This is a genomic window from Candidatus Sphingomonas colombiensis, from assembly GCA_029202845.1.
Lineage (GTDB): Bacteria > Pseudomonadota > Alphaproteobacteria > Sphingomonadales > Sphingomonadaceae > Sphingomonas > Sphingomonas colombiensis.
Genome location: CP119315.1, coordinates 2969288 through 2987149, shown reverse-complemented (window position 1 = coordinate 2987149; position 17862 = coordinate 2969288). Strand labels below are relative to the sequence as shown.

Genomic DNA, 17862 nt, shown 5'->3' with positions numbered 1-17862 from the left:
GATGGAAACAGTCGCAGTCGATATCGGGGGCACTCATGCGCGCTTCGCCATCGCCGAAGTGGCGGACGGCAAGGTGGTGCACCTCGGCGAGCCGGTGACGCTCAAGACAGCCGAGCACGCATCGTTGCAGACGGCATGGCAGGCGTTTGCCGCGACGCTCGATCGCCCCCTGCCCGGCGCTGCCGCGATTTCGGTCGCGTCGCCGATCACAGGCGACGTGATCCGCCTCACCAATAATCCATGGGTGATCCGCCCGTCGCTGATCCCGGAGCGGCTCGACGCCGAAATATATACGATCATCAATGATTTCGGCGCGGTTGGTCACTCGGTTGCGCAACTTCCGGACGATCAGTTCGAGCATCTTTGCGGTCCGGACACGCCGTTGCCGCCCAGCGGTGTCACCACGGTCTGCGGCCCCGGCACCGGCCTCGGGGTGGCACAGGTGCTGCGCGCCGCCGGCCGCTATCACGTCCTCCCGACCGAGGGCGGGCATATCGATTATGCGCCGCTGGATGCGATCGAGGATGCGCTCGTCGGGCGCCTGCGCTCAACCTATACCCGCGTATCCGCCGAGCGGGTCTGCGCCGGTCCCGGCATCGTCGCGATCTATGAAACGCTCGCCGCGCTGGATGGACGCGCTGTCCCCAGCCGCGATGACAAGGAAATCTGGCAGGAAGCACTCGAAGGCAGCGATCCGATCGCGCTGGCCGCGCTCGATCGCTTCTGTCTCGCGCTCGGCGCGGTGGCGGGCGATCTCGCGCTGGCACACGGCGCTAACAGCGTGGTGATCGCGGGCGGCCTTGGCCTGCGCATCAAGGATCGCCTGCTCCGCTCCGGCTTCGAGCATCGCTTCATCGCCAAGGGGCGCTTCCAATCGATGATGGCGGCGATCCCGGTCAAACTCATCACCCATCCCCAGCCCGGCCTGTTCGGCGCCGCGGCGGCTTTCGCGCAGGAGCATAGCTGATGTCCGCAACCATCGAGGCGATCATGCGCACCAGCGCGGTGATCCCCGTCCTCGTCATCGATGACGCGGCAACCGCGCGACCGCTCGCCGAAGCGCTCGTCGCGGGCGGGCTGCGCGTGCTGGAGGTGACGTTGCGCACCCCCGCCGCGCTCGATGCTATCCGCGAGATGAAGCAGGTGCCCGGCGTGATCGTCGGTGCGGGCACCGTCGTCTCCACCGAACAGTTCGAGCAGGTGATGGACGCCGGTGCGGAATTCATCGTCTCCCCCGGCCTCACGGAGCGGCTGGCGCAACCGATCGTCGCCAGCGGCGTACCCTTTCTGCCGGGCATCGCGACCGCCGGGGACATCATGCGCGGGCTCGACCTCGGCCTTACGCATTTCAAATTCTTCCCGGCGGAAACGAGCGGCGGGCTGAAGGCGCTGAAGGCGTTGGCTGCCCCGTTCCACCAGTGCCGCTTCTGCCCAACCGGCGGGATCACCGAAGCCAGCGCGCCTGACTGGCTGGCGTTCGATCGCGTGCTGTGCGTCGGCGGAAGCTGGGTGACCCCCGCGGGCGCGTCAATGGCTGAGGTGACCGCAAAAGCGCGCGCTGCGGCGGGGCTCCGATAAAGAGCCGCGCCAGCTACACCAAACCGGCCGCGCGATAGCTTTCGACCGTTTCTTTCAGCCCCGCATCGCCCGCGATCCGGGGTGTCCAGATCTCGGCTGTGGGGCGTTTGGCAGGGTCGACCGTCCAATCGGGGTGACAAAAATAGGCCACCCGGTCGGCGGTGAGTTTCGCGTTTTTGCCGCGCATCAGTCCATCGATCCGCGCGCCAAGCCGCAATAGTGCAGGCGGCAGCGCGATCGGACGAACCCTGCGCCCCAGCGCAGCCCCGATCGCCACCGCGAACTCGTGATGGGTCCAGCCGCCCTCACGCCCATCATCTACCTCATAGATGGCGCGCGACGCGGGCGTTTCCGCCAGCTTCACCAGCAGCCGCGCGAGATCGTCGACGTGGATCCACGAAACCCGCCCCGGCGGCGGCGTGATCGAGAAGCCCGACCGGGCGAAGCGGAATACGTCCAGCATTTCCATATCGCCCGGGCCGTAGATTCCAGGCGGCCGCACCATATCCCATGCAAGGGCGGATGCCGCGATCACGGCCTCCGCCTCATGTTTCGACCAGCCATAGATCGAAAGCTGCGGCTCGCGCGCCGAAAGCGAGGAGACATGGACGAAGCGCGTCCCCGGCGCCGTCGCCTCCACGATCGCGCGCGTCCCGTCGATATTTCCCGCGACGAAGCCCGCGCGATCAGGCGCGTTCACCACGCCCGCGATATGGATCACCGCATCCGCCTGTGCCGTCAGCGTGGCGAGCGCGGCCGGATCGTCGAGCGCGCCGGCGATCCACGTCACGCCGTCCCGCGCGGGCTGTGCGCGTCGGGCGAGCGCCCGCACTTGGTACCCCGCCTCCAGCGCCCGGCGGATCACATGCCCCCCAACGAACCCGGTCCCCCCGGTGAGGGCGAGGATCACAGCAATGCCATATGGTTGCGATGGATCAGCGCCGCGCGCGGGGCGTAGCCGAGGATCGCTTCATGTTCCTCGCTGCGCCGGCCGAGCAGCTGCGTCACCTCCGCCGCATCATATTCGGCAAGGCCACGCGCCACCGCGCCGTCCGGCCCTTCGATCGTCACCACATCGCCGCGTGCGAAACGCCCGGTCACGCCGGTCGCGCCCGCCGCGAGCAGGCTGCGCCCCTCCACCAAAGCCTTCACCGCGCCGGCATCGACCGCGATGGCCCCCTTCGCGGTCAGTCGCCCGGCAAGCCACGCCTTGCGCGCCCGCGCGCGCTTTTCGGGGACGAAGATCGTATGCCGCGCGTCGGTCGACAAAGGGCGCTCGATCCGCCCGGAGGCGATCGCCAGCGCCACCCCGGCGCCGCCCGCGATCCGCGCCGCTTCGATTTTTGACACCATGCCGCCAGAGCCCATGCCGGATGCCGAGCCGGTATCGGCCATCGCCGCGATCTTCGCATCGATCCGCTCGATCCGCGCGATATGCTGCGCGCCGGGTTGCGCCGGGTTGCGATCGTAAAGCCCGTCGATGTCGGACAGGAGCACCACGCCCTTGCGCGCCAGCCGCCTGCGCCACCCGCGCCGCGAGCCGATCATTGTCGCCGAAACGGATTTCCTCCGTCGCGACGCTATCATTCTCGTTGATGACTGGCACTACGCCGAGCTGAAGCAGCCGCCCCAGCGTCGCGGAGGCGTTGAGATAGCGCCGTCGATCCTCCAGATCGTCAAGCGTGACGAGGATCTGCGCCGCCGTCAGCCCGCTCCCCGCCCAGCACTTCCGCCCAGGTATGGCCGAGCGCGATCTGGCCGGTCGCTGCCGCTGCCTGCGCGTCCTCAAGGCTTGCCCGTCCGCCCTTGGCCAGACCCAGCCGCCGCGCCCCAAGCGCGATCGCCCCGGGACGACACGACGGCGACCTGTTGCCCGGCACGCGACTCGTTCGGCGATGTCGGCCGCGATGCCCTTCCAGCCAGGTGCGACGCACGCCGCCTTCGGCATCGACGAGCAACGCCGATCCGATCTTCACGACGATCCGGGGACAGGTATCAGGGGGAAACAGCATCACGCTGGCGTTAGCGCGTGGCGCGCGCGCCGCCAATCATTCTCATGGTAATGGATGGGTAAGGCCCGCGCCCTAGCTAGTACGAATGTTGACCATCGCACTTCTCGCCGCCTCGCTTCAGGGCGGCGCCATCGGCGGAAACACCCCCGCCTACGAACAATCGTTCCGCAAATCGTATCGCGAAAGGGCTGTTAAACAGTGCGTTACGAAAGCACGGAATGCACCCGCCAGAATCGACGTGCCCACGGTCTGCGGCTGCGTTGCCGATCATCAACTCGCCACCAAAACGGTCGCGCAGCTTCAGAAAAAGCCCGCGCGTGGCGAATTTCGGCCGATCATCGCGCAATGCCTTCGCGAGCATCCGCCAAAATAGGCCCGAAAATCAGGCTTCGACGCGCTCGAAATGGTTGTTTTCAAAACCGTCGACGGCCAGCGCAACGATGCGCGCCGCAACCACGCCCGGCTCTTTCACCGAAGCCGGGTCTTCACCCGGATAGGCGCGCGCGCGCATCACGGTGCGCGTCGCGCCGGGATCGACGATCGCCGTGCGGATGCGGCTGATCTCGCCCACTTCGTCACCATAAGCGGTGATAAGCGTGTCCATCGCCGCCTTGGATGCACCGTAAGCGCCCCAATAAGCGCGCGGCTTGCGCCCGACGGAGGAGGTGATCGCGATTACCTTGCCCGCATCGGATTGCTTCAGCATCGGATCGAACGCCTGAATCAGCGCGACTTGCGCGGACACGTTGAGCGTCAGCACCTGCGCCAGTTCCTTGGGATCGATCGCCGGCACTGATGCCAGCGTGCCAAGCATTCCGGCGTTGAGCACCAGCACGTCGAGCGCTTTCCAGCGCTCGCCCACCGCAGCGGCCAACCGCGCGATCGCATCGGTCTCGGTCAGATCGAGCGGCGCGATCGTCGCCGATCCACCCGCATCGAAAATCGCCTGCTCGATCGCCTCCAGTTCCTTCGCGGAACGCGCGGTGATCACGACATGCGCACCCTGTGCAGCAAGCGCGGTGGCGGTCGCCGCCCCAATGCCGCGCGAGGCGCCGGTAACGAGCGCGAGCTTCCCCGCGAGCGGCTTGTTCTGGTCGGTCATATCAGGCTCGGGTTCAGGCGACGCGTTCTTCGAGCAGGGCGAATTGATCGACCTCCGCCAGCTCGTCATGATCGGTCAGCACGGTGGGATAATCGCCGGTGAAGCAGGCGTCGCAATATTGCGGACGCTCTTGGGTGCGCCCCTGTTCGCCCAGCGCTTTGTACAGCCCGTCGATCGAGACGAAGCCGAGCGAATCCGCGCCAATATATTCAGTCATCCTGGCGAGATCGAGCTTCGCGGCGAGCAGCTTTTCGCGCTCGGGCGTATCGACGCCATAGAAGCAGCTATGCTTGGTCGGTGGGCTGGCGATGCGCATGTGCACCTCGATCGCGCCGGCTTCGCGCATCATCTGCACGATCTTCACGCTGGTGGTGCCACGCACGATCGAATCGTCGATCAGCACCACCCGCTTGCCCTTGATCAGCGCACGATTGGCATTGTGCTTCAGCTTCACGCCCAGGTGGCGAACCTTGTCGCCCGGCTGGATGAAGGTGCGGCCGACATAATGCGAGCGGATGATCCCCAGCTCGAACGGAATGCCCGATTCCTGCGCATATCCGATCGCGGCGGGCACGCCCGAATCCGGCACCGGGATCACGAGATCGGCGTCGACCGGCGATTCGAGCGCCAGCTCGGCACCGATCGCTTTGCGCACCGAATAGACGGACAGATCGTCGACGATCGAATCCGGGCGCGAGAAATAAACCCATTCGAAGATGCACGGCCGCGCCGCCGCCTTCGCGAACGGGTGGATCGAGCGCATCTCCGCGCCCTGCACGATCACCAGCTCGCCCGGTTCGACCGAGCGGACGAATTCCGCGCCGACCACGTCCAGCGCGACGGTTTCAGACGCGAACATGATCGCATCGCCGAGCTTGCCGATCACCAGCGGCCGGATGCCCAGCGGATCGCGGCAGGCGATCATCCCTTCCGGCGTCATCACGATCAGCGAATAGGCGCCCTCAACCTGCTTCAGCGCATCGATGAAACGATCGAGCAGCGAGCGATAGCTGGAGGTGGCGACAAGGTGGATGATTGTTTCGGTGTCGCTGGTCGACTGGAAGATCGAACCGCGCCGCACCAATTCGCGCCGCAACCGCATCGCATTGGAAATATTGCCGTTATGCGCAATCGCAAACCCACCGGTGGCGAGATCGGCATATAAGGGCTGAACATTGCGCAGCGCCGTTTCGCCCGTGGTCGAATAACGGACATGTCCGCAGGCGACCGAGCCGGCGAGCGCGCGAATCACGCTGTCGCTGTCGAAATTGCCCGCGACATGGCCCATCGCGCGATGGGTGCGGAACTGCGTACCGTCGAAAGCGGTAATTCCCGCCGCCTCCTGGCCACGGTGTTGCAAAGCGTGAAGGCCCAGCGCCACCAGAGCGGCGGCGCTATCAGCGCCTGACACCCCGAAGATGCCGCACTCTTCGTGCAGATGGTCGTCGTCGAAAGGATTCGTGGTCAGCATTACGGGGCTCGCGTCGTGCGAGGCCGCATATAGTGCCTGTCTCCGATTTGTCACTGTCGGTTCCGGAGCAATTGCCGTTGCTGGTCGTTTTCCCCGAAAACAGCAGGAGACCGGCATGGCACGGGACCACGGCCCGCAGATCAAGGACGACAAGCTTTACGAGGCGTTGCTCAAGCAAGGCGATTCGAAGGAAAAGGCCGCGCGCATCGCCAATGCCCATGCCGCCGGCACGCTGCATCCACGCGGGCAGAAGCTGGAGACGCGATCGAAGGAGGATCTTTACAGCGAGGCGCGGAAGATCGGAATCGCGGGCCGCTCAACCATGTCGAAAGCGGAACTGGTGAAGGCGATCCGCGGGCACGGGTGAGGCTTCTCGCCTACATTTCCCCGCGCGCACGGCGGATGGCGTACCATTTCTTCACATTCGCATTGTGCTGATCGAGCGTGTTGGCGAACACATGGCCGCCGGTGCCGTCAGCTACGAAATAGAGCGCGGCGGTCTGCGCCGGATCCAGCACCGCATCGATCGAGGCGCGCCCGGGATTGGCGATCGGGCCAGCCGGCAGGCCGGCTTCGGCATAGGTGTTATACCCGTTTTTCGCGCGCAGCTCCGATTGCAGGATGCGGCGGCCGAGCGGCTTACCTTTGGTGATCGGATAGATCACCGTCGGATCGGCCTGGAGCGGCATCCCGCGCTTCAGGCGATTGGCATAAACCGCGGCGACCTCACGCCGTTCGCTCGGCTTGCCGGTTTCCTTCTCTACGATCGAGGCGAGGATGATCGCCTGTTCCGGGGTGGTCACCGCGATCCCCGGCTTGCGCCGCTTCCACGCTGCGGCGAGATAGTCGCGCATCGCCTTTTGCATCCGTGCGACCACCGCCGCACGCGTATCGCCCGTCTGATAGGCATAGCTGTCGGGCAGGATCGAGCCCTCCGCCGGAACCGGCACCTCGCCAACCAGCCCGTCGGCGCTCATCAGCGCCTCGTGAACGAGGATCGAAGGATAGCCTTCCGGCACCGGGATCAGCCGCTGGCGGACCTTGCCTTCCTGCATCAGCGCCAGCACCTCGGAGGCGCTGGCGTGAGCGGGAATGGCATATTCCCCGGCCTTGATCGGCTGGCCATTGCCGAACACGCGGGCGTAACCCCGGAAACGCGTCGCCGATCGGATAGCCCCGGCCTTTTGCAGCTCAGTCGCGGCGCGGGAGAGCGATGCGCCCTCCGGCACGATGACCGCGACCGGCTTGGCCGCCGGGCCCGCACCGCTCCAATCATGCGCCAGCCACGCAAGCGCGGCGATGCCCAGCAGGCCGAGCAACATTCCGAAGCAACCGAGCTTGCGCATGGATATTCCTATACCCGCGCCACCGAAGCGGCGCGGGCGTTGCGGATTAAACCGCCTTCATCACCAGCGAGGCGTTGGTGCCGCCGAAGCCGAACGAATTGTTCAGCACCGCGCGCACCTTCCGCTTCTTCGCGACATGCGGGACGAGGTCCACGCCGATGCAATTCTCGCTCGGATTGTCGAGGTTCAGCGTCGGCGGCACGATCTGATCCCGCAGCGCGAGGATGCAGAAGATCGATTCGACCGCCCCGGCGCCGCCCAGCAGATGCCCGATCGCCGACTTGGTCGACGACATCGACAGCCCGCCGAGCGCGTCGCCGAACAGCCGGCGCACCGCGCCCAGCTCCAGCTCGTCGCCAAGCGGGGTCGAGGTGCCGTGCGCGTTGATATAGTCGATGTCGGACAGCGCGAGGCCGCTCTTGCGCATCGCCATTTCCATCGAGCGGAACGCGCCCGACCCTTCCGGGTGCGGCGCGGTGACGTGATAGGCATCGCCCGATAGGCCGTAGCCGATCACTTCCGCATAGATTTTCGCGCCGCGCGCCTTCGCCCGCTCATATTCCTCGAGCACGACGACGCCAGCGCCCTCGCCCATCACGAAACCGTCGCGATCACGATCATAGGGGCGGCTCGCCTTTTCCGGCGCGTCGTTGAAATTGGTCGAGAGCGCGCGCGCCTGCGCGAAGCCGGCGATGCCGAGCGGGCAGATCGCGCCTTCCGCGCCGCCCGCCAGCATCACGTCGGCATCGTCCATCGCGATCATCCGCGCGGCGTCGCCGATCGAATGCGCGCCGGTGGAGCAAGCGGTGACGACCGCGTGATTCGGCCCCATCAGCCCGTATTTGATCGAGACCTGACCGGAGATCAGGTTGATCAGCCGCCCGTGGACGAAATGCGGCGAAACTCGGCCCGGCCCCTTTTCGTGGAGCACGATCGATTCGCTCGCGATGCCCGGCAGGCCACCGATGCCCGCGCCGATCGAGCAACCGGCGCGCAGCCGTTCGGCTTCGCTCATCTCGGTCAGGCCGGCGTCTTCCAGCGCTTGCCCGGCGGCATCGATGCCGAAGATGATGAAAGGATCGACCTGACGCTGAATCTTGTGATCGACGCGCTTCGACGGATCGAAGCCATATTCGTGATCGGCCGGCTTCACCTCGCAGGCGATGCGGCATTTCTGATCCGACGCATCGAAATGGGTGATCGGGCCAGCGCCCGAACGTGCGGCGATGATATTGGCCCAGGCCGTCTCGACATTACTGCCGAGCGGGGTGACCAGGCCTAGGCCGGTGACGACGACACGACGCATTGCAACTCTCCGAAAAATGACAACAGGCCCAGCCCGTTGGGGGCTGAGCCTGTCGAAACCCTGTCCTGCCCGCTTCCCGTTGCCGGTGAAAGGCAGCCCTTCGACAAGCTCAGGGCAATAAGGACAGTCGGGTCTGAGAAATCAGCCCCGGAATCAGCCCTTGTGCTCGTCGATATAGCTGATCGCGTCCTTTACGGTCGTGATCTTCTCGGCGGCATCATCGGGGATCTCAACACCGAATTCTTCCTCGAACGCCATCACCAGTTCGACGATGTCGAGACTGTCGGCACCGAGATCGTCAATGAAGCTGGCATCTTCGGTCACCTTATCGGCTTCGACGCCGAGATGCTCGACGACGATCTTCTTCACGCGGTCGGCGGTCTCGCTCATTCTCGTGCCCTCATATCGTTTGGGGGTTATTGGTTCCTGAACGCAGCTAGAACGGCTAGCGGTTCGTGGCAAGCGGGCGATAGCGATTGCGTTACACCATCGCCATGCCGCCATTCACATGCAGCGTCTGGCCGGTGACATAACCCGCTTCCTTCGACGCCAGATAGACGACGGCGGCGCCAATGTCTTCCCCTGTTCCAAGATCACCTGCCGGAATTTTTCCGAGAAGCGCAGTTTTCTGCGCCTCCGGCAGCACTTCGGTCATCGCGGAACGGATGAATCCGGGGGCCACGCAGTTCACGGTGATGTTACGGCTCGCCAGTTCCTGCGCCAGCGCCTTGGACATGCCGACCAGCCCGGCCTTGGACGCGGCATAATTCGCCTGCCCCGGATTTCCGGTCTGCCCGACGACCGAAGTGATCGAAATCACGCGGCCGAAACGCTGCTTCATCATCGGCTTCGCGGCGGCGCGAATCAGCCGGAAGGCGGCTTCGAGGTTGACCGAGATCACCTGCTGCCATTCGTCATCCTTCATCCGCATCGCGAGATTGTCGCGCGTGATGCCGGCATTGTTGACGAGGATATCGAGTCGGCCGCCGAGTGCTTCGACCGCCGCCGGAACCAGCGCGTCGACCGCCGCCGGATCGGAGAGATTCGCCGGCACCGCGACGTGATCGCCGCCAAGGCTGTCGCGGAAAGCGTTGAGTTTTTCGGCATTCGAGCCGGAAACGGCGAGCCGTGCGCCCTGCGCCGCCAGCGCCTGCGCGATGGCCGATCCGATTCCGCCCGAAGCGCCGGTGACCAGCGCGGTCATGCCTGTGAGGTCGAACATATCAGTCTCCAATTCAGAGCGTCTTCAGCAGCGCTTCGATGTCGTCCATCGTCACGATGCTGGTGGCGTTGGCGTCTGGCGCGATGCGCTTCACCATCGGGGCGAGCACCTTGCCGCCGAATTCCACGAACGTGTCGACGCCGGCTTCCTGCATCGCCAGCACCGATTCGCGCCAGCGCACCATGCCGGTAACCTGCCGCACCAGCCCGGTGCGGATAAGGTCCGCTTCCACGACCGGCGCGGCATCGACATTGCAGTAAAGCGGCACAAGCGGCGCGGCGAGGCGCGCGTCGGCCAGCGCCTTTTCCATCGCCTCGGCGGCCGGCTGCATCAACGGGCAGTGGAACGGCGCGGAAACCGGCAGCAGCAGCGCACGCTTCGCGCCGTGATCCTTGGCCAGCGTGATCGCGCGCTCGATCGCGTCCTTATGACCGCTGATCACCACCTGCGACGGATCATTGTCATTGGCGACGGTGCAGATTCGCTCGCCACCGCCCTCGGCGCGGATCGCCTCGACGGCGGCATTGGCGATCGCCTGCGCCTTTTCGAGATCGGCGCCGAGCAGCGCGGCCATCGCGCCCTCGCCCACCGGCACGGCGGCCTGCATCGCCTGCCCGCGCAGCTTGAGCAGCCGCGCCGTCGTGGCGAGATCGAACGTCCCCGCCGCGCACAGCGCGCTATATTCGCCCAGCGAATGGCCCGCGACGAAATCGGCCTTGTCGGCGAGCGAGACGCCTCCCTCGCGCTCCAGCACGCGCAGCGTGGCGATGGCATTGGCCATGATCGCCGGCTGGGCGTTTTCAGTGAGCGTCAGATCCTCGGCCGGTCCGTCAGTCATCAGCTGGAACAGCTTCTGGCCGAGCGCGTCGTCGACTTCCTGGAATACTTCGCGCGCGTGGCTGCTAGCGTCGGCGAGCGCCTTGCCCATGCCGACAGACTGGCTCCCCTGCCCTGGAAAAATGAACGCGCGCATGATGCCCTCCTTGATCGAAGGGCGCGGTTAGGCGCGACAGCGGCGCGGGGTCAACTATGCGTGCGGACGAGCACCATTTCCGCATCCGGCGCGAACATGCGCCGCGCGATCGCCTGCGGGACGATCGGCTCCAGACCAAGTGCGCGGAGCACCCCGCCAAGCCGCGTCGGCGGCGAGGGATAGCGCGTGACGACCACCCCTGCCGGCGCCTCGCTCGCCGGCATCACGATCAGGCCGCCGGGGGTGGCGGGCGCGTAACGCAGATTGTCGATGCCAGCGAAGGTCATCGGAATTCGCGCGCGGCGCACTTCATGCGATTCGCCCGCCACGATTTCGGTCGGGTGACGGCGCGCGGCATCGACCAGCGCCTCCATCTCCCAGCGCGGATGCATATTGCCGACGCTCATCAGCAACAGGTCGCTGCCGATGATCGCGACGAGCAGCAGCGCCCGCCATCTTCCCGCGAGGCGATCGAGCCATAGCGCCAGCACCACCACCGCCACGATCGCCGCCAGCGTGAAGTATCGCGGGTTGAGCACCAGCTTGGTGTAGAGTGCGGCGACCAGCACGAAGCTCGCCCCCGCCATCGCGGTGAGGATCGTCAGCTGCCGGCGCTGCGCCTCTCCCAGCCCGCGCGCCGCGCCAAGCGCCAGCGCCAGCCCCGCGAGCCAGAACAGCAACCCGAAATCGTCATTGATCAGCAACACCAGCAGCGGATCGATCGGCGGCCACAGCAGGAAATTGCCCTCCATATTGGCCGCCCGGTCGATATGTTCGTCGTGGTGGAAGGCGATTGCGTAGCGGCGCAGCGGATCGCCGGTCATCGCATATTGAAAAAGCGCTTCCGCCCCGAGCGTCAGCGCGAGCCCCACGCCGGCGGCAACGAGCACGCGTCGCGGCACCGGCCGCCCGATCAGGAACATCGGCACGAAAGCCACCAGCGCCAGCACGCTCGTCTCGCGGCACAGGATCGCGATCCCGAAGCACAGCCCCGCGCCTCCGCCCCGCCACAACCCCACGCGGTCGTCCGTCGCGCGCCCGAGCAGCATCGCCCCCGCGATCAGCGCCGACACCTCAAGCAGATCGACACTGACGGTCGAGGCATGGAAGACGACGACGGGCAGCGTCGCCGTCAGCAGCGCGGCGATCCATCCCGCGCGCTGGCCGCCGACACCGCGAGCGAAAAACCCGACAAGCACGACAAGCACGACGTAGAACAGCACCGCCGTCACCGCGAAGGCGGCGTAATTGCGCCCGACCGTCGCGATAACGCCCGCGAAGGTCAGGATCAGCGGAAAGCGGGTGGACCAGTGATCCGCCCCGGCAACCGGGGGATGCTCCAGCCACGCCTGCGCACCGACATAATAGAGCGAATCGTCCGATGCGATGAAGCCGACCCAGCCGATCCATAGCGCCAGCCCTACCGCCACGATCAGTATGGCCGGCCAATGCCAGGAAATCCGCGAATCCGATCGTGTCATGCGGCGCGCCTACGGGGGAAGCGGTGGAGATTCGGTTTAAACGCCGCCGCGCTTGCCTTTCCGCCGGTTTCCGCTAAGGGACGCGCCTCTCACGGCGATGGAGCGATCCGTCGCTCGCGAGTTGTTTGAGACGACAGCCGGAGGGGCATGGCATGGGGCCATGTCAGCGATCGGCCAACGAAGGAAAGCACATGGCTCTTTACGAGCACGTGTTCCTTGCGCGCCAGGATTTGGCACAAGCGCAGGTGGACGCGCTGGCGGAATCCGCCACGAAAATCGTCGAAGCCCATAACGGCAAGGTCGTGAAGACCGAGACCTGGGGGCTCCGCAGCCTTGCTTATCGCATCGCGAAGAACCGCAAGGCGCATTACGTGATGCTCGAAATCGACGCCCCCGGCGATACCGTCGCCGAGCTGGAGCGCCAGAGCCAGATCAACGAAGACATCATCCGCTACATGACCATCAAGGTCGACGGCCACGAAACCGGCCCGTCGGTGATGATGCGCAAGCAGGAGCGTGATCGTGAGCGTCGCGCCGAGCGTGGTGACCGCGGCGATCGTGGTGATCGTGGCGACCGCGGCGGTGATCGCCCGCGTCGTGATCGCGAAGAGGAAGTTGCATAATGGCCCGTCCGTTTTTCCGCCGCCGCAAGAGCTGCCCCTTCTCCGCGAAGGATGCGCCCCGGATCGACTATAAGGACATCCGTCTGCTTCAGGGCTTCGTCTCTGAGCGTGGCAAGATCGTTCCGTCGCGCATCACCAGCGTGTCGGCCAAGAAGCAGCGCGAACTCGCCCAGGCGATCAAGCGCGCGCGTCACCTGGGCCTGCTGCCCTACGTCGTTAAGTAAGGAACGCTCACATGGACGTTATTCTGCTTGAGCGCGTCGAGAAGCTCGGCTCCATCGGCGATGTGGTGAAGGTTAAGGACGGCTTCGCCCGTAACTACCTGCTGCCGAACAAGAAAGCGATGCGGGCCAATGAGGCCAATCGCAAGGTGTTCGAGGCCAACCGCGCCCGGATCGAATCCGAAAACGCTAACCGTCGCGGCGATGCCGAGAAGGAAGCGAAGAACTTCAACAACGTGTCCGTGACGATCATTCGTCAGGCATCGAACACCGGCCAGCTTTACGGCTCGGTCGCGGTGCGTGACATCATCGAGGCGCTGGTTGCTGACAAGCACAAGGTCGCCAAGAGCCAGATCGTGCTCGATCGCCCGATCAAGGCGATCGGCGTATACGAGGTGAAGGTCGCGCTTCACCCGGAAGTCGCGGTGACGATCAAGGTCAACGTCGCACGTTCGCCGGAAGAGGCCGAACTGCAGGCGTCGGGCGTAGACGTTGCGGCACAGATGTTCGAGGAAGGTCGCGATCAGGGCGGCTTCACCGAGGACTATGATCCCAATGCAGAGCCGGGCGCCAGCGCCGAGGTTCAGTCGGAGGAGGAGCAGGCGTAAGCCCGCTCCCTTCGGGGATATGAAAAAGGCCCGTCGGAGCGATCCGGCGGGCCTTTTCGTTGGTGAGAGAAACGCGATTTCGGAAGCCCCGCTATCGATCCAACGATTTGCAGTCGCATCATTTTAGCAGAAAATCGGTTTCCCCTTCTCGCACGATGCGCAGTGATCGAACCGCGTGTAACCCGCCTCAATTATCGCAGGCGGCATAATCCCCCGCGCGACAGGCGGCGACCGCGCGGCGCCATTCGGCCATTTCACGCTCATAACGCGCGCGATCGCTGGCATAGCGCGCCATGTCGCGATCATGATCGCGCGACGCCGCCGTGTAACCGGCATAATCGCCGCCCGCGCGCACCGTGCGCCAACGTGGCCCCGTGATCGCCGCGCCCGCCTGAACGTTGAGCTGCCGTGTCGCCTCGCTGTCGCGTGCGCGCGCCGCGGCGCTGCGCATCGCCGGATCGCGCGCATCATCGGCACCGGCCACCCCCGGCAACATTGCCGCGACCATCGCAGCGCAGATAAATCGCTTGTTTCTCATTGCTGGTCCCACCCCAATATTCCGATTGAGGCTATCAGCGGCATGCGCGGCGCGGCAAATCGAAAGCGACGAACCCCACTCTATTCGTCGCTTTCGTCACGCCGGTCCGGGTTCACTCAACCGTCACGGATTTCGCCAGATTGCGCGGCTGATCGACATCCGTGCCCTTGGCGACGGCGACGTGATAGGCGAGAAGCTGCACCGGCACCGCATAGACGAGCGGGGCGATCAGCGGATGCACCTTGGGCATGGTGATCGTCGCGATGCAGCCCTCACCCGCCGCTTCCACACCGTCATAGTCGCTGATCAGCACCACCTTGCCGCCGCGCGCCTGCACTTCCTGCATGTTGCTGACGGTCTTGTCGAACAACGGGCCGCTCGGCGCGATGACGATCACCGGCACATTCTCGTCGATCAGCGCAATCGGGCCGTGCTTCATTTCACCCGCCGCATAACCTTCGGCGTGAATGTAGCTGATTTCTTTGAGCTTCAATGCGCCTTCCAGCGCCAGCGGATAATCCGTCCCGCGCCCGAGATAGAGCACGTCGCGCGCACCGGCGACCACGCCGGCCATCGCCTCGATCGCCTCGTCATAGGCCAGCGCGGCGTTGAGCGCGGCCGGCGCTTCGGACAGATGCTTGACGATCGCTTTCTCGTCCGCCGGGGTCAGCTTCCCCTTGGCGCGGGCGAGATTGGCGGCGAGCGCGGCCAGCACCGCAAGCTGGCAGGTGAATGCCTTGGTCGAGGCCACGCCGATTTCCGGCCCGGCATGGGTGGGCAGCAGCAGATCAGCCTCGCGCGCCATCGAACTGGTCGGCACGTTTACCACCGCCGCGATCGTCTGCCCCTCGCTGCGCGCATGGCGCAGCGCCGCGAGCGTGTCGGCCGTCTCGCCCGACTGGCTGATGACGATCATCAGCCCGCCCGGCTCCATCACCGGCGCGCGATAACGGAACTCGGATGCGACATCGAGATCGACCGGCACGCGCGCGAATTGCTCGAACCAGTATTTCGCGACCATCCCGGCATAGAAACTGGTGCCGCACGCCACGATCGTGACGCGCTTGATCGCCGACAGATCATATTCCGGGATCGGCAGCGTAACGCGATCCTCCATGCGCTGGAGATAGGCGCGCAGCGTCTGGGCGACGACGATCGGCTGCTCGAAGATCTCCTTCTGCATGAAGTGGCGATGGTTGCCCTTGTCGATCAGCGCCCCCGTCACGCCCGAAATGGTGATCGCGCGCTCGACCGGATTGTTGTCGCGATCGAACACCTGCGCGCCGTCGCGCGTGCACACCACCCAATCGCCCTCATCGAGATAGGCGATGCGCTGCGTCAGCGGCGCGAGCGCCAGCGCGTCGGAGCCGAGATAGGTCTCGCCATCGCCATAGCCGACCACGAGCGGCGAGCCGAGCCGCGCGCCGATCAGCAATTCGGGATGATCGCGGAACAGGATCGCCAGCGCGAATGCGCCGTGGAGCCGCGGCAGCACCTCGCTGACCGCTTCCGCCGGGGCCATCCCCGCCTCGATCTTCTCGCTGACGAGATGCGCGACCACCTCGGTATCGGTTTCGCTGGTGAACACACGTCCCCGCGCGATAAGTTCGTCACGCAACGGCTTGAAATTCTCTATAATTCCGTTGTGGACCACCGCGACATACTCGGTCGCATGGGGGTGCGCGTTGTTGGTGGTCGGGCCGCCATGGGTCGCCCAGCGAGTGTGCGCGATGCCGACATCGCCGGGCAGCGGATTGGCGGCAAGTTCGCGCGCCAGATTGACCAGCTTGCCCGACGCGCGCCGGCGATCGATCGCGCCGTCGCGAACCGTCGCGATCCCGGCCGAATCATAGCCGCGATATTCCAGCCGCTTCAGCCCGTCGAGCAGCCGATCGGCCACGTCTTCATTGCCCAGAATGCCCACAATGCCGCACATGACTGCCTCGATCTTCCAGAGTGTTCAGTTGATTTGGGAAACTATTTGGCCGCTTTCTTACGCGCCGTCATCTGTTGACGGAAACGGGCCGCCCAGCCGGGCTTTTCTTCCTGCGCCGGGCGAACGAGCGCAAGCGCATCCGCGCCCACATCGCGCGTCACTACCGCACCGGCCCCGACGATCGCACCGTCGCCGATCGTCACCGGCGCGACCAGCGCGGAATTGGAGCCGATGAAGGCCCCCGCGCCGATCTTCGTACGATATTTGAAGAAACCATCGTAATTGCAGGTAATCGTTCCGGCACCGATATTGGCACCCGCTCCCACCTCCGCATCGCCGAGATAGGTGAGGTGGTTCGCCTTGGCGCCTTCGCCCAGCACCGCTTTCTTCATCTCGACGAAATTGCCGACGCGTGAGCGGGCGTGCATCACCGCGCCGGGCCGCAGCCGTGCATAAGGACCAACCGAGCAACCCGCGCCGATTTCCGCCCCTTCGATATGGCTGAACGCGTGGATCGTCGCGCCGTCCGCCACCGTCACACCGGGGCCGAATACGACGTTGGGCTCCACCGTCACGTCGCGGCCAATCGCCGTGTCATAGGCGAACCACACCGTTTCCGGCGCGATCAACGTGGCGCCATCGGCCATCGCCTGCGCGCGCCGCCGCTCCTGCCAGGCCCGCTCGACGATCGCCAGTTCCGCGCGGCTGTTGACCCCGGCGACCTGCGCCTCATCCGTTTCGATCACGGCGGAGGGGCGACCATCCGCCCCCGCCAGCATGACGATATCGGGGAGGTAGAATTCGCCCGCCGCATTGTTGTTGTCGACCCGCGCGAGCAGCTGGAACAGATCTTCCGAACGCACCGCCATCAAGCCGGAGTTACAGAGCGTTACCGCACGTTCCTCGGCCGTCGCGTCCTTGAACTCGACCATTTTCGCGATGCGCCCGTCGCCATCGGCGATGATCCGGCCATAAGCGCCGGCATCGGCCGGGCGGAAGCCAAGCACCACCATCGCGGGCCGATCCGCCGCGTGGAGCCGATCGAGCATCCGTTGCATCGTCTCCGTGCTGACCAGCGGCACGTCGCCGTAAAGAATGAGCACGTCACCGGCGAAACCGTCGAGCGCCGTTTCCGCCTGATGCACCGCATGTCCGGTGCCGAGCTGCTCGGCCTGATGCGCAACCTCCGCGCCGACCGGGGTGACCGCCGCCTCGACCTGCTCGCGCCCGGCGCCGACCACCACCACCGTGCGCGCCGGCTTCAGCGCGGCGACGCAATCCAGCAGATGCAGCAGCATCGGCCGCCCGGCGAGCGGGTGCAGCACCTTGTGGAGATCGGACTTCATCCGCGTCCCCTTGCCGGCGGCGAGGACGATGGCGGCAACGGGGGCGGCGATCGGTCTGTCGTTCATAAAGTGCGCTTTCGCATTGGATGCTTGCCATTT

Annotated in this window: 19 protein-coding genes and 1 pseudogene; 7 read left to right on the top strand and 13 right to left on the bottom strand. The window is 65.5% G+C overall.

Features of this window, described 5'->3' with window-relative positions; translation table 11 throughout:
• Window position 1: 1 nt before the first annotated feature.
• The gene (gene glk / locus P0Y64_14455) at window positions 2-967 is read left to right on the top strand and encodes a glucokinase (GenBank protein WEK42575.1); all 966 of its coding nucleotides are present in this window, start codon (window positions 2-4) and stop codon (window positions 965-967) included.
• The gene (gene eda / locus P0Y64_14450) at window positions 967-1578 is read left to right on the top strand and encodes a bifunctional 4-hydroxy-2-oxoglutarate aldolase/2-dehydro-3-deoxy-phosphogluconate aldolase (protein WEK42574.1); all 612 of its coding nucleotides are present in this window, start codon (window positions 967-969) and stop codon (window positions 1576-1578) included. The genes glk and eda overlap by 1 nt, the downstream gene beginning before the upstream one ends.
• A 13-nt stretch (window positions 1579-1591) precedes the next feature.
• On the opposite strand, the gene P0Y64_14445 is transcribed toward eda, so the two are convergent.
• Both P0Y64_14445 and proB read right to left on the bottom strand, forming a co-directional pair.
• Window positions 1592-2488 carry an NAD-dependent epimerase/dehydratase family protein gene (locus P0Y64_14445; protein ID WEK42573.1) on the bottom strand — a complete coding sequence of 299 codons (897 nt, stop codon included), beginning with the start codon at window positions 2486-2488 and terminating at the stop codon, window positions 1592-1594.
• Window positions 2485-3590, bottom strand: a pseudogene (gene proB, locus P0Y64_14440) (glutamate 5-kinase). Before proB ends, P0Y64_14445 begins: the two are co-directional and overlap by 4 nt.
• Before the next feature lie 85 nt (window positions 3591-3675).
• Here proB and P0Y64_14435 point away from each other — a divergent pair.
• Window positions 3676-3963, top strand: a complete 288-nt coding sequence (locus P0Y64_14435; protein ID WEK42572.1) for a hypothetical protein — start codon at window positions 3676-3678, stop codon at window positions 3961-3963.
• Window positions 3964-3972: 9 nt separating this feature from the next.
• On the opposite strand, the gene P0Y64_14430 is transcribed toward P0Y64_14435, so the two are convergent.
• On the bottom strand, window positions 3973-4692 hold the full coding sequence (locus tag P0Y64_14430) for an SDR family NAD(P)-dependent oxidoreductase (protein ID WEK42571.1): 720 nt from the start codon (window positions 4690-4692) through the stop codon (window positions 3973-3975).
• 13 nt (window positions 4693-4705) lie between these two features.
• A complete protein-coding gene (gene purF, locus P0Y64_14425) occupies window positions 4706-6163 on the bottom strand; it encodes an amidophosphoribosyltransferase (protein WEK42570.1) in 1458 nt (485 codons plus the stop codon).
• Window positions 6164-6278: 115 nt separating this feature from the next.
• Here purF and P0Y64_14420 point away from each other — a divergent pair, with 115 nt between their 5' ends.
• The gene (locus tag P0Y64_14420) at window positions 6279-6530 is read left to right on the top strand and encodes a Rho termination factor (protein WEK42569.1); all 252 of its coding nucleotides are present in this window, start codon (window positions 6279-6281) and stop codon (window positions 6528-6530) included.
• A 10-nt stretch (window positions 6531-6540) separates the two neighbouring features.
• On the opposite strand, the gene mltG is transcribed toward P0Y64_14420, so the two are convergent.
• The 6 genes from mltG to P0Y64_14390 all read right to left on the bottom strand — a co-directional run bounded on the left by mltG (window position 6541) and on the right by P0Y64_14390 (window position 12491).
• Entirely contained in the window at window positions 6541-7509 is a 969-nt protein-coding gene (gene mltG, locus P0Y64_14415; protein WEK42568.1) for an endolytic transglycosylase MltG, read from the bottom strand.
• 46 nt (window positions 7510-7555) lie between these two features.
• Window positions 7556-8815: a beta-ketoacyl-ACP synthase II gene (gene fabF, locus P0Y64_14410; protein ID WEK42567.1), complete on the bottom strand. Its 1260-nt coding sequence runs from the start codon at window positions 8813-8815 to the stop codon at window positions 7556-7558.
• A 153-nt stretch (window positions 8816-8968) separates the two neighbouring features.
• Entirely contained in the window at window positions 8969-9205 is a 237-nt protein-coding gene (locus P0Y64_14405; GenBank protein ID WEK42566.1) for an acyl carrier protein, read from the bottom strand.
• Window positions 9206-9296: 91 nt separating this feature from the next.
• A complete protein-coding gene (gene fabG, locus P0Y64_14400; GenBank protein WEK42565.1) occupies window positions 9297-10037 on the bottom strand; it encodes a 3-oxoacyl-[acyl-carrier-protein] reductase in 741 nt (246 codons plus the stop codon).
• A gap of 13 nt (window positions 10038-10050) precedes the next feature.
• Complete coding sequence (gene fabD, locus P0Y64_14395; GenBank protein WEK42564.1) at window positions 10051-11010, bottom strand: ACP S-malonyltransferase; 960 nt, start codon at window positions 11008-11010, stop codon at window positions 10051-10053.
• A 50-nt stretch (window positions 11011-11060) separates the two neighbouring features.
• On the bottom strand, window positions 11061-12491 hold the full coding sequence (locus P0Y64_14390) for a glycosyltransferase family 39 protein (protein WEK42563.1): 1431 nt from the start codon (window positions 12489-12491) through the stop codon (window positions 11061-11063).
• A 191-nt stretch (window positions 12492-12682) separates the two neighbouring features.
• On the opposite strand from P0Y64_14390, the gene rpsF reads away from it, so the two are divergent.
• The 3 genes from rpsF to rplI are packed head-to-tail and all read left to right on the top strand — an operon-like array spanning window position 12683 to window position 13943.
• On the top strand, window positions 12683-13114 hold the full coding sequence (rpsF, locus tag P0Y64_14385; GenBank protein ID WEK42562.1) for a 30S ribosomal protein S6: 432 nt from the start codon (window positions 12683-12685) through the stop codon (window positions 13112-13114).
• Window positions 13114-13338 (top strand): 30S ribosomal protein S18, encoded by a 225-nt coding sequence (gene rpsR, locus P0Y64_14380; GenBank protein ID WEK42561.1) that lies wholly within the window; start codon window positions 13114-13116, stop codon window positions 13336-13338. Before rpsF ends, rpsR begins: the two co-directional genes overlap by 1 nt.
• Before the next feature lie 11 nt (window positions 13339-13349).
• Window positions 13350-13943: a 50S ribosomal protein L9 gene (rplI, locus tag P0Y64_14375; protein WEK42560.1), complete on the top strand. Its 594-nt coding sequence runs from the start codon at window positions 13350-13352 to the stop codon at window positions 13941-13943.
• Between the two features lie 187 nt (window positions 13944-14130).
• Here rplI and P0Y64_14370 read toward each other — a convergent pair whose 3' ends face one another.
• From P0Y64_14370 to glmU, 3 genes are all read right to left on the bottom strand, one after another.
• The gene (locus tag P0Y64_14370) at window positions 14131-14481 is read right to left on the bottom strand and encodes a hypothetical protein (protein ID WEK42559.1); all 351 of its coding nucleotides are present in this window, start codon (window positions 14479-14481) and stop codon (window positions 14131-14133) included.
• Between the two features lie 112 nt (window positions 14482-14593).
• Window positions 14594-16417 (bottom strand): glutamine--fructose-6-phosphate transaminase (isomerizing), encoded by a 1824-nt coding sequence (gene glmS / locus P0Y64_14365; GenBank protein ID WEK42558.1) that lies wholly within the window; start codon window positions 16415-16417, stop codon window positions 14594-14596.
• A gap of 41 nt (window positions 16418-16458) precedes the next feature.
• Complete coding sequence (gene glmU / locus P0Y64_14360) at window positions 16459-17829, bottom strand: bifunctional UDP-N-acetylglucosamine diphosphorylase/glucosamine-1-phosphate N-acetyltransferase GlmU (GenBank protein ID WEK42557.1); 1371 nt, start codon at window positions 17827-17829, stop codon at window positions 16459-16461.
• Window positions 17830-17862: the final 33 nt, after the last annotated feature.

Excerpts from the sequence above, each read along its gene's own strand:
- rpsF (WEK42562.1), top strand. The coding sequence starts at position 12,683 with ATGGCTCTTTACGAGCACGTGTTCCTTGCGCGCCAGGATTTGGCACAA.
- fabG (WEK42565.1), bottom strand. The coding sequence starts at position 10,037 with ATGTTCGACCTCACAGGCATGACCGCGCTGGTCACCGGCGCTTCGGGC.
- P0Y64_14430 (WEK42571.1), bottom strand. The coding sequence starts at position 4,692 with ATGACCGACCAGAACAAGCCGCTCGCGGGGAAGCTCGCGCTCGTTACC.
- rplI (WEK42560.1), top strand. The coding sequence starts at position 13,350 with ATGGACGTTATTCTGCTTGAGCGCGTCGAGAAGCTCGGCTCCATCGGC.
- P0Y64_14420 (WEK42569.1), top strand. The coding sequence starts at position 6,279 with ATGGCACGGGACCACGGCCCGCAGATCAAGGACGACAAGCTTTACGAG.
- glmS (WEK42558.1), bottom strand. The coding sequence starts at position 16,417 with ATGTGCGGCATTGTGGGCATTCTGGGCAATGAAGACGTGGCCGATCGG.
- purF (WEK42570.1), bottom strand. The coding sequence starts at position 6,163 with ATGCTGACCACGAATCCTTTCGACGACGACCATCTGCACGAAGAGTGC.
- glmU (WEK42557.1), bottom strand. The coding sequence starts at position 17,829 with ATGAACGACAGACCGATCGCCGCCCCCGTTGCCGCCATCGTCCTCGCC.
- P0Y64_14405 (WEK42566.1), bottom strand. The coding sequence starts at position 9,205 with ATGAGCGAGACCGCCGACCGCGTGAAGAAGATCGTCGTCGAGCATCTC.
- glk (WEK42575.1), top strand. The coding sequence starts at position 2 with ATGGAAACAGTCGCAGTCGATATCGGGGGCACTCATGCGCGCTTCGCC.
- P0Y64_14370 (WEK42559.1), bottom strand. The coding sequence starts at position 14,481 with ATGAGAAACAAGCGATTTATCTGCGCTGCGATGGTCGCGGCAATGTTG.
- mltG (WEK42568.1), bottom strand. The coding sequence starts at position 7,509 with ATGCGCAAGCTCGGTTGCTTCGGAATGTTGCTCGGCCTGCTGGGCATC.
- rpsR (WEK42561.1), top strand. The coding sequence starts at position 13,114 with ATGGCCCGTCCGTTTTTCCGCCGCCGCAAGAGCTGCCCCTTCTCCGCG.
- P0Y64_14435 (WEK42572.1), top strand. The coding sequence starts at position 3,676 with ATGTTGACCATCGCACTTCTCGCCGCCTCGCTTCAGGGCGGCGCCATC.
- P0Y64_14390 (WEK42563.1), bottom strand. The coding sequence starts at position 12,491 with ATGACACGATCGGATTCGCGGATTTCCTGGCATTGGCCGGCCATACTG.
- eda (WEK42574.1), top strand. The coding sequence starts at position 967 with ATGTCCGCAACCATCGAGGCGATCATGCGCACCAGCGCGGTGATCCCC.
- fabD (WEK42564.1), bottom strand. The coding sequence starts at position 11,010 with ATGCGCGCGTTCATTTTTCCAGGGCAGGGGAGCCAGTCTGTCGGCATG.
- fabF (WEK42567.1), bottom strand. The coding sequence starts at position 8,815 with ATGCGTCGTGTCGTCGTCACCGGCCTAGGCCTGGTCACCCCGCTCGGC.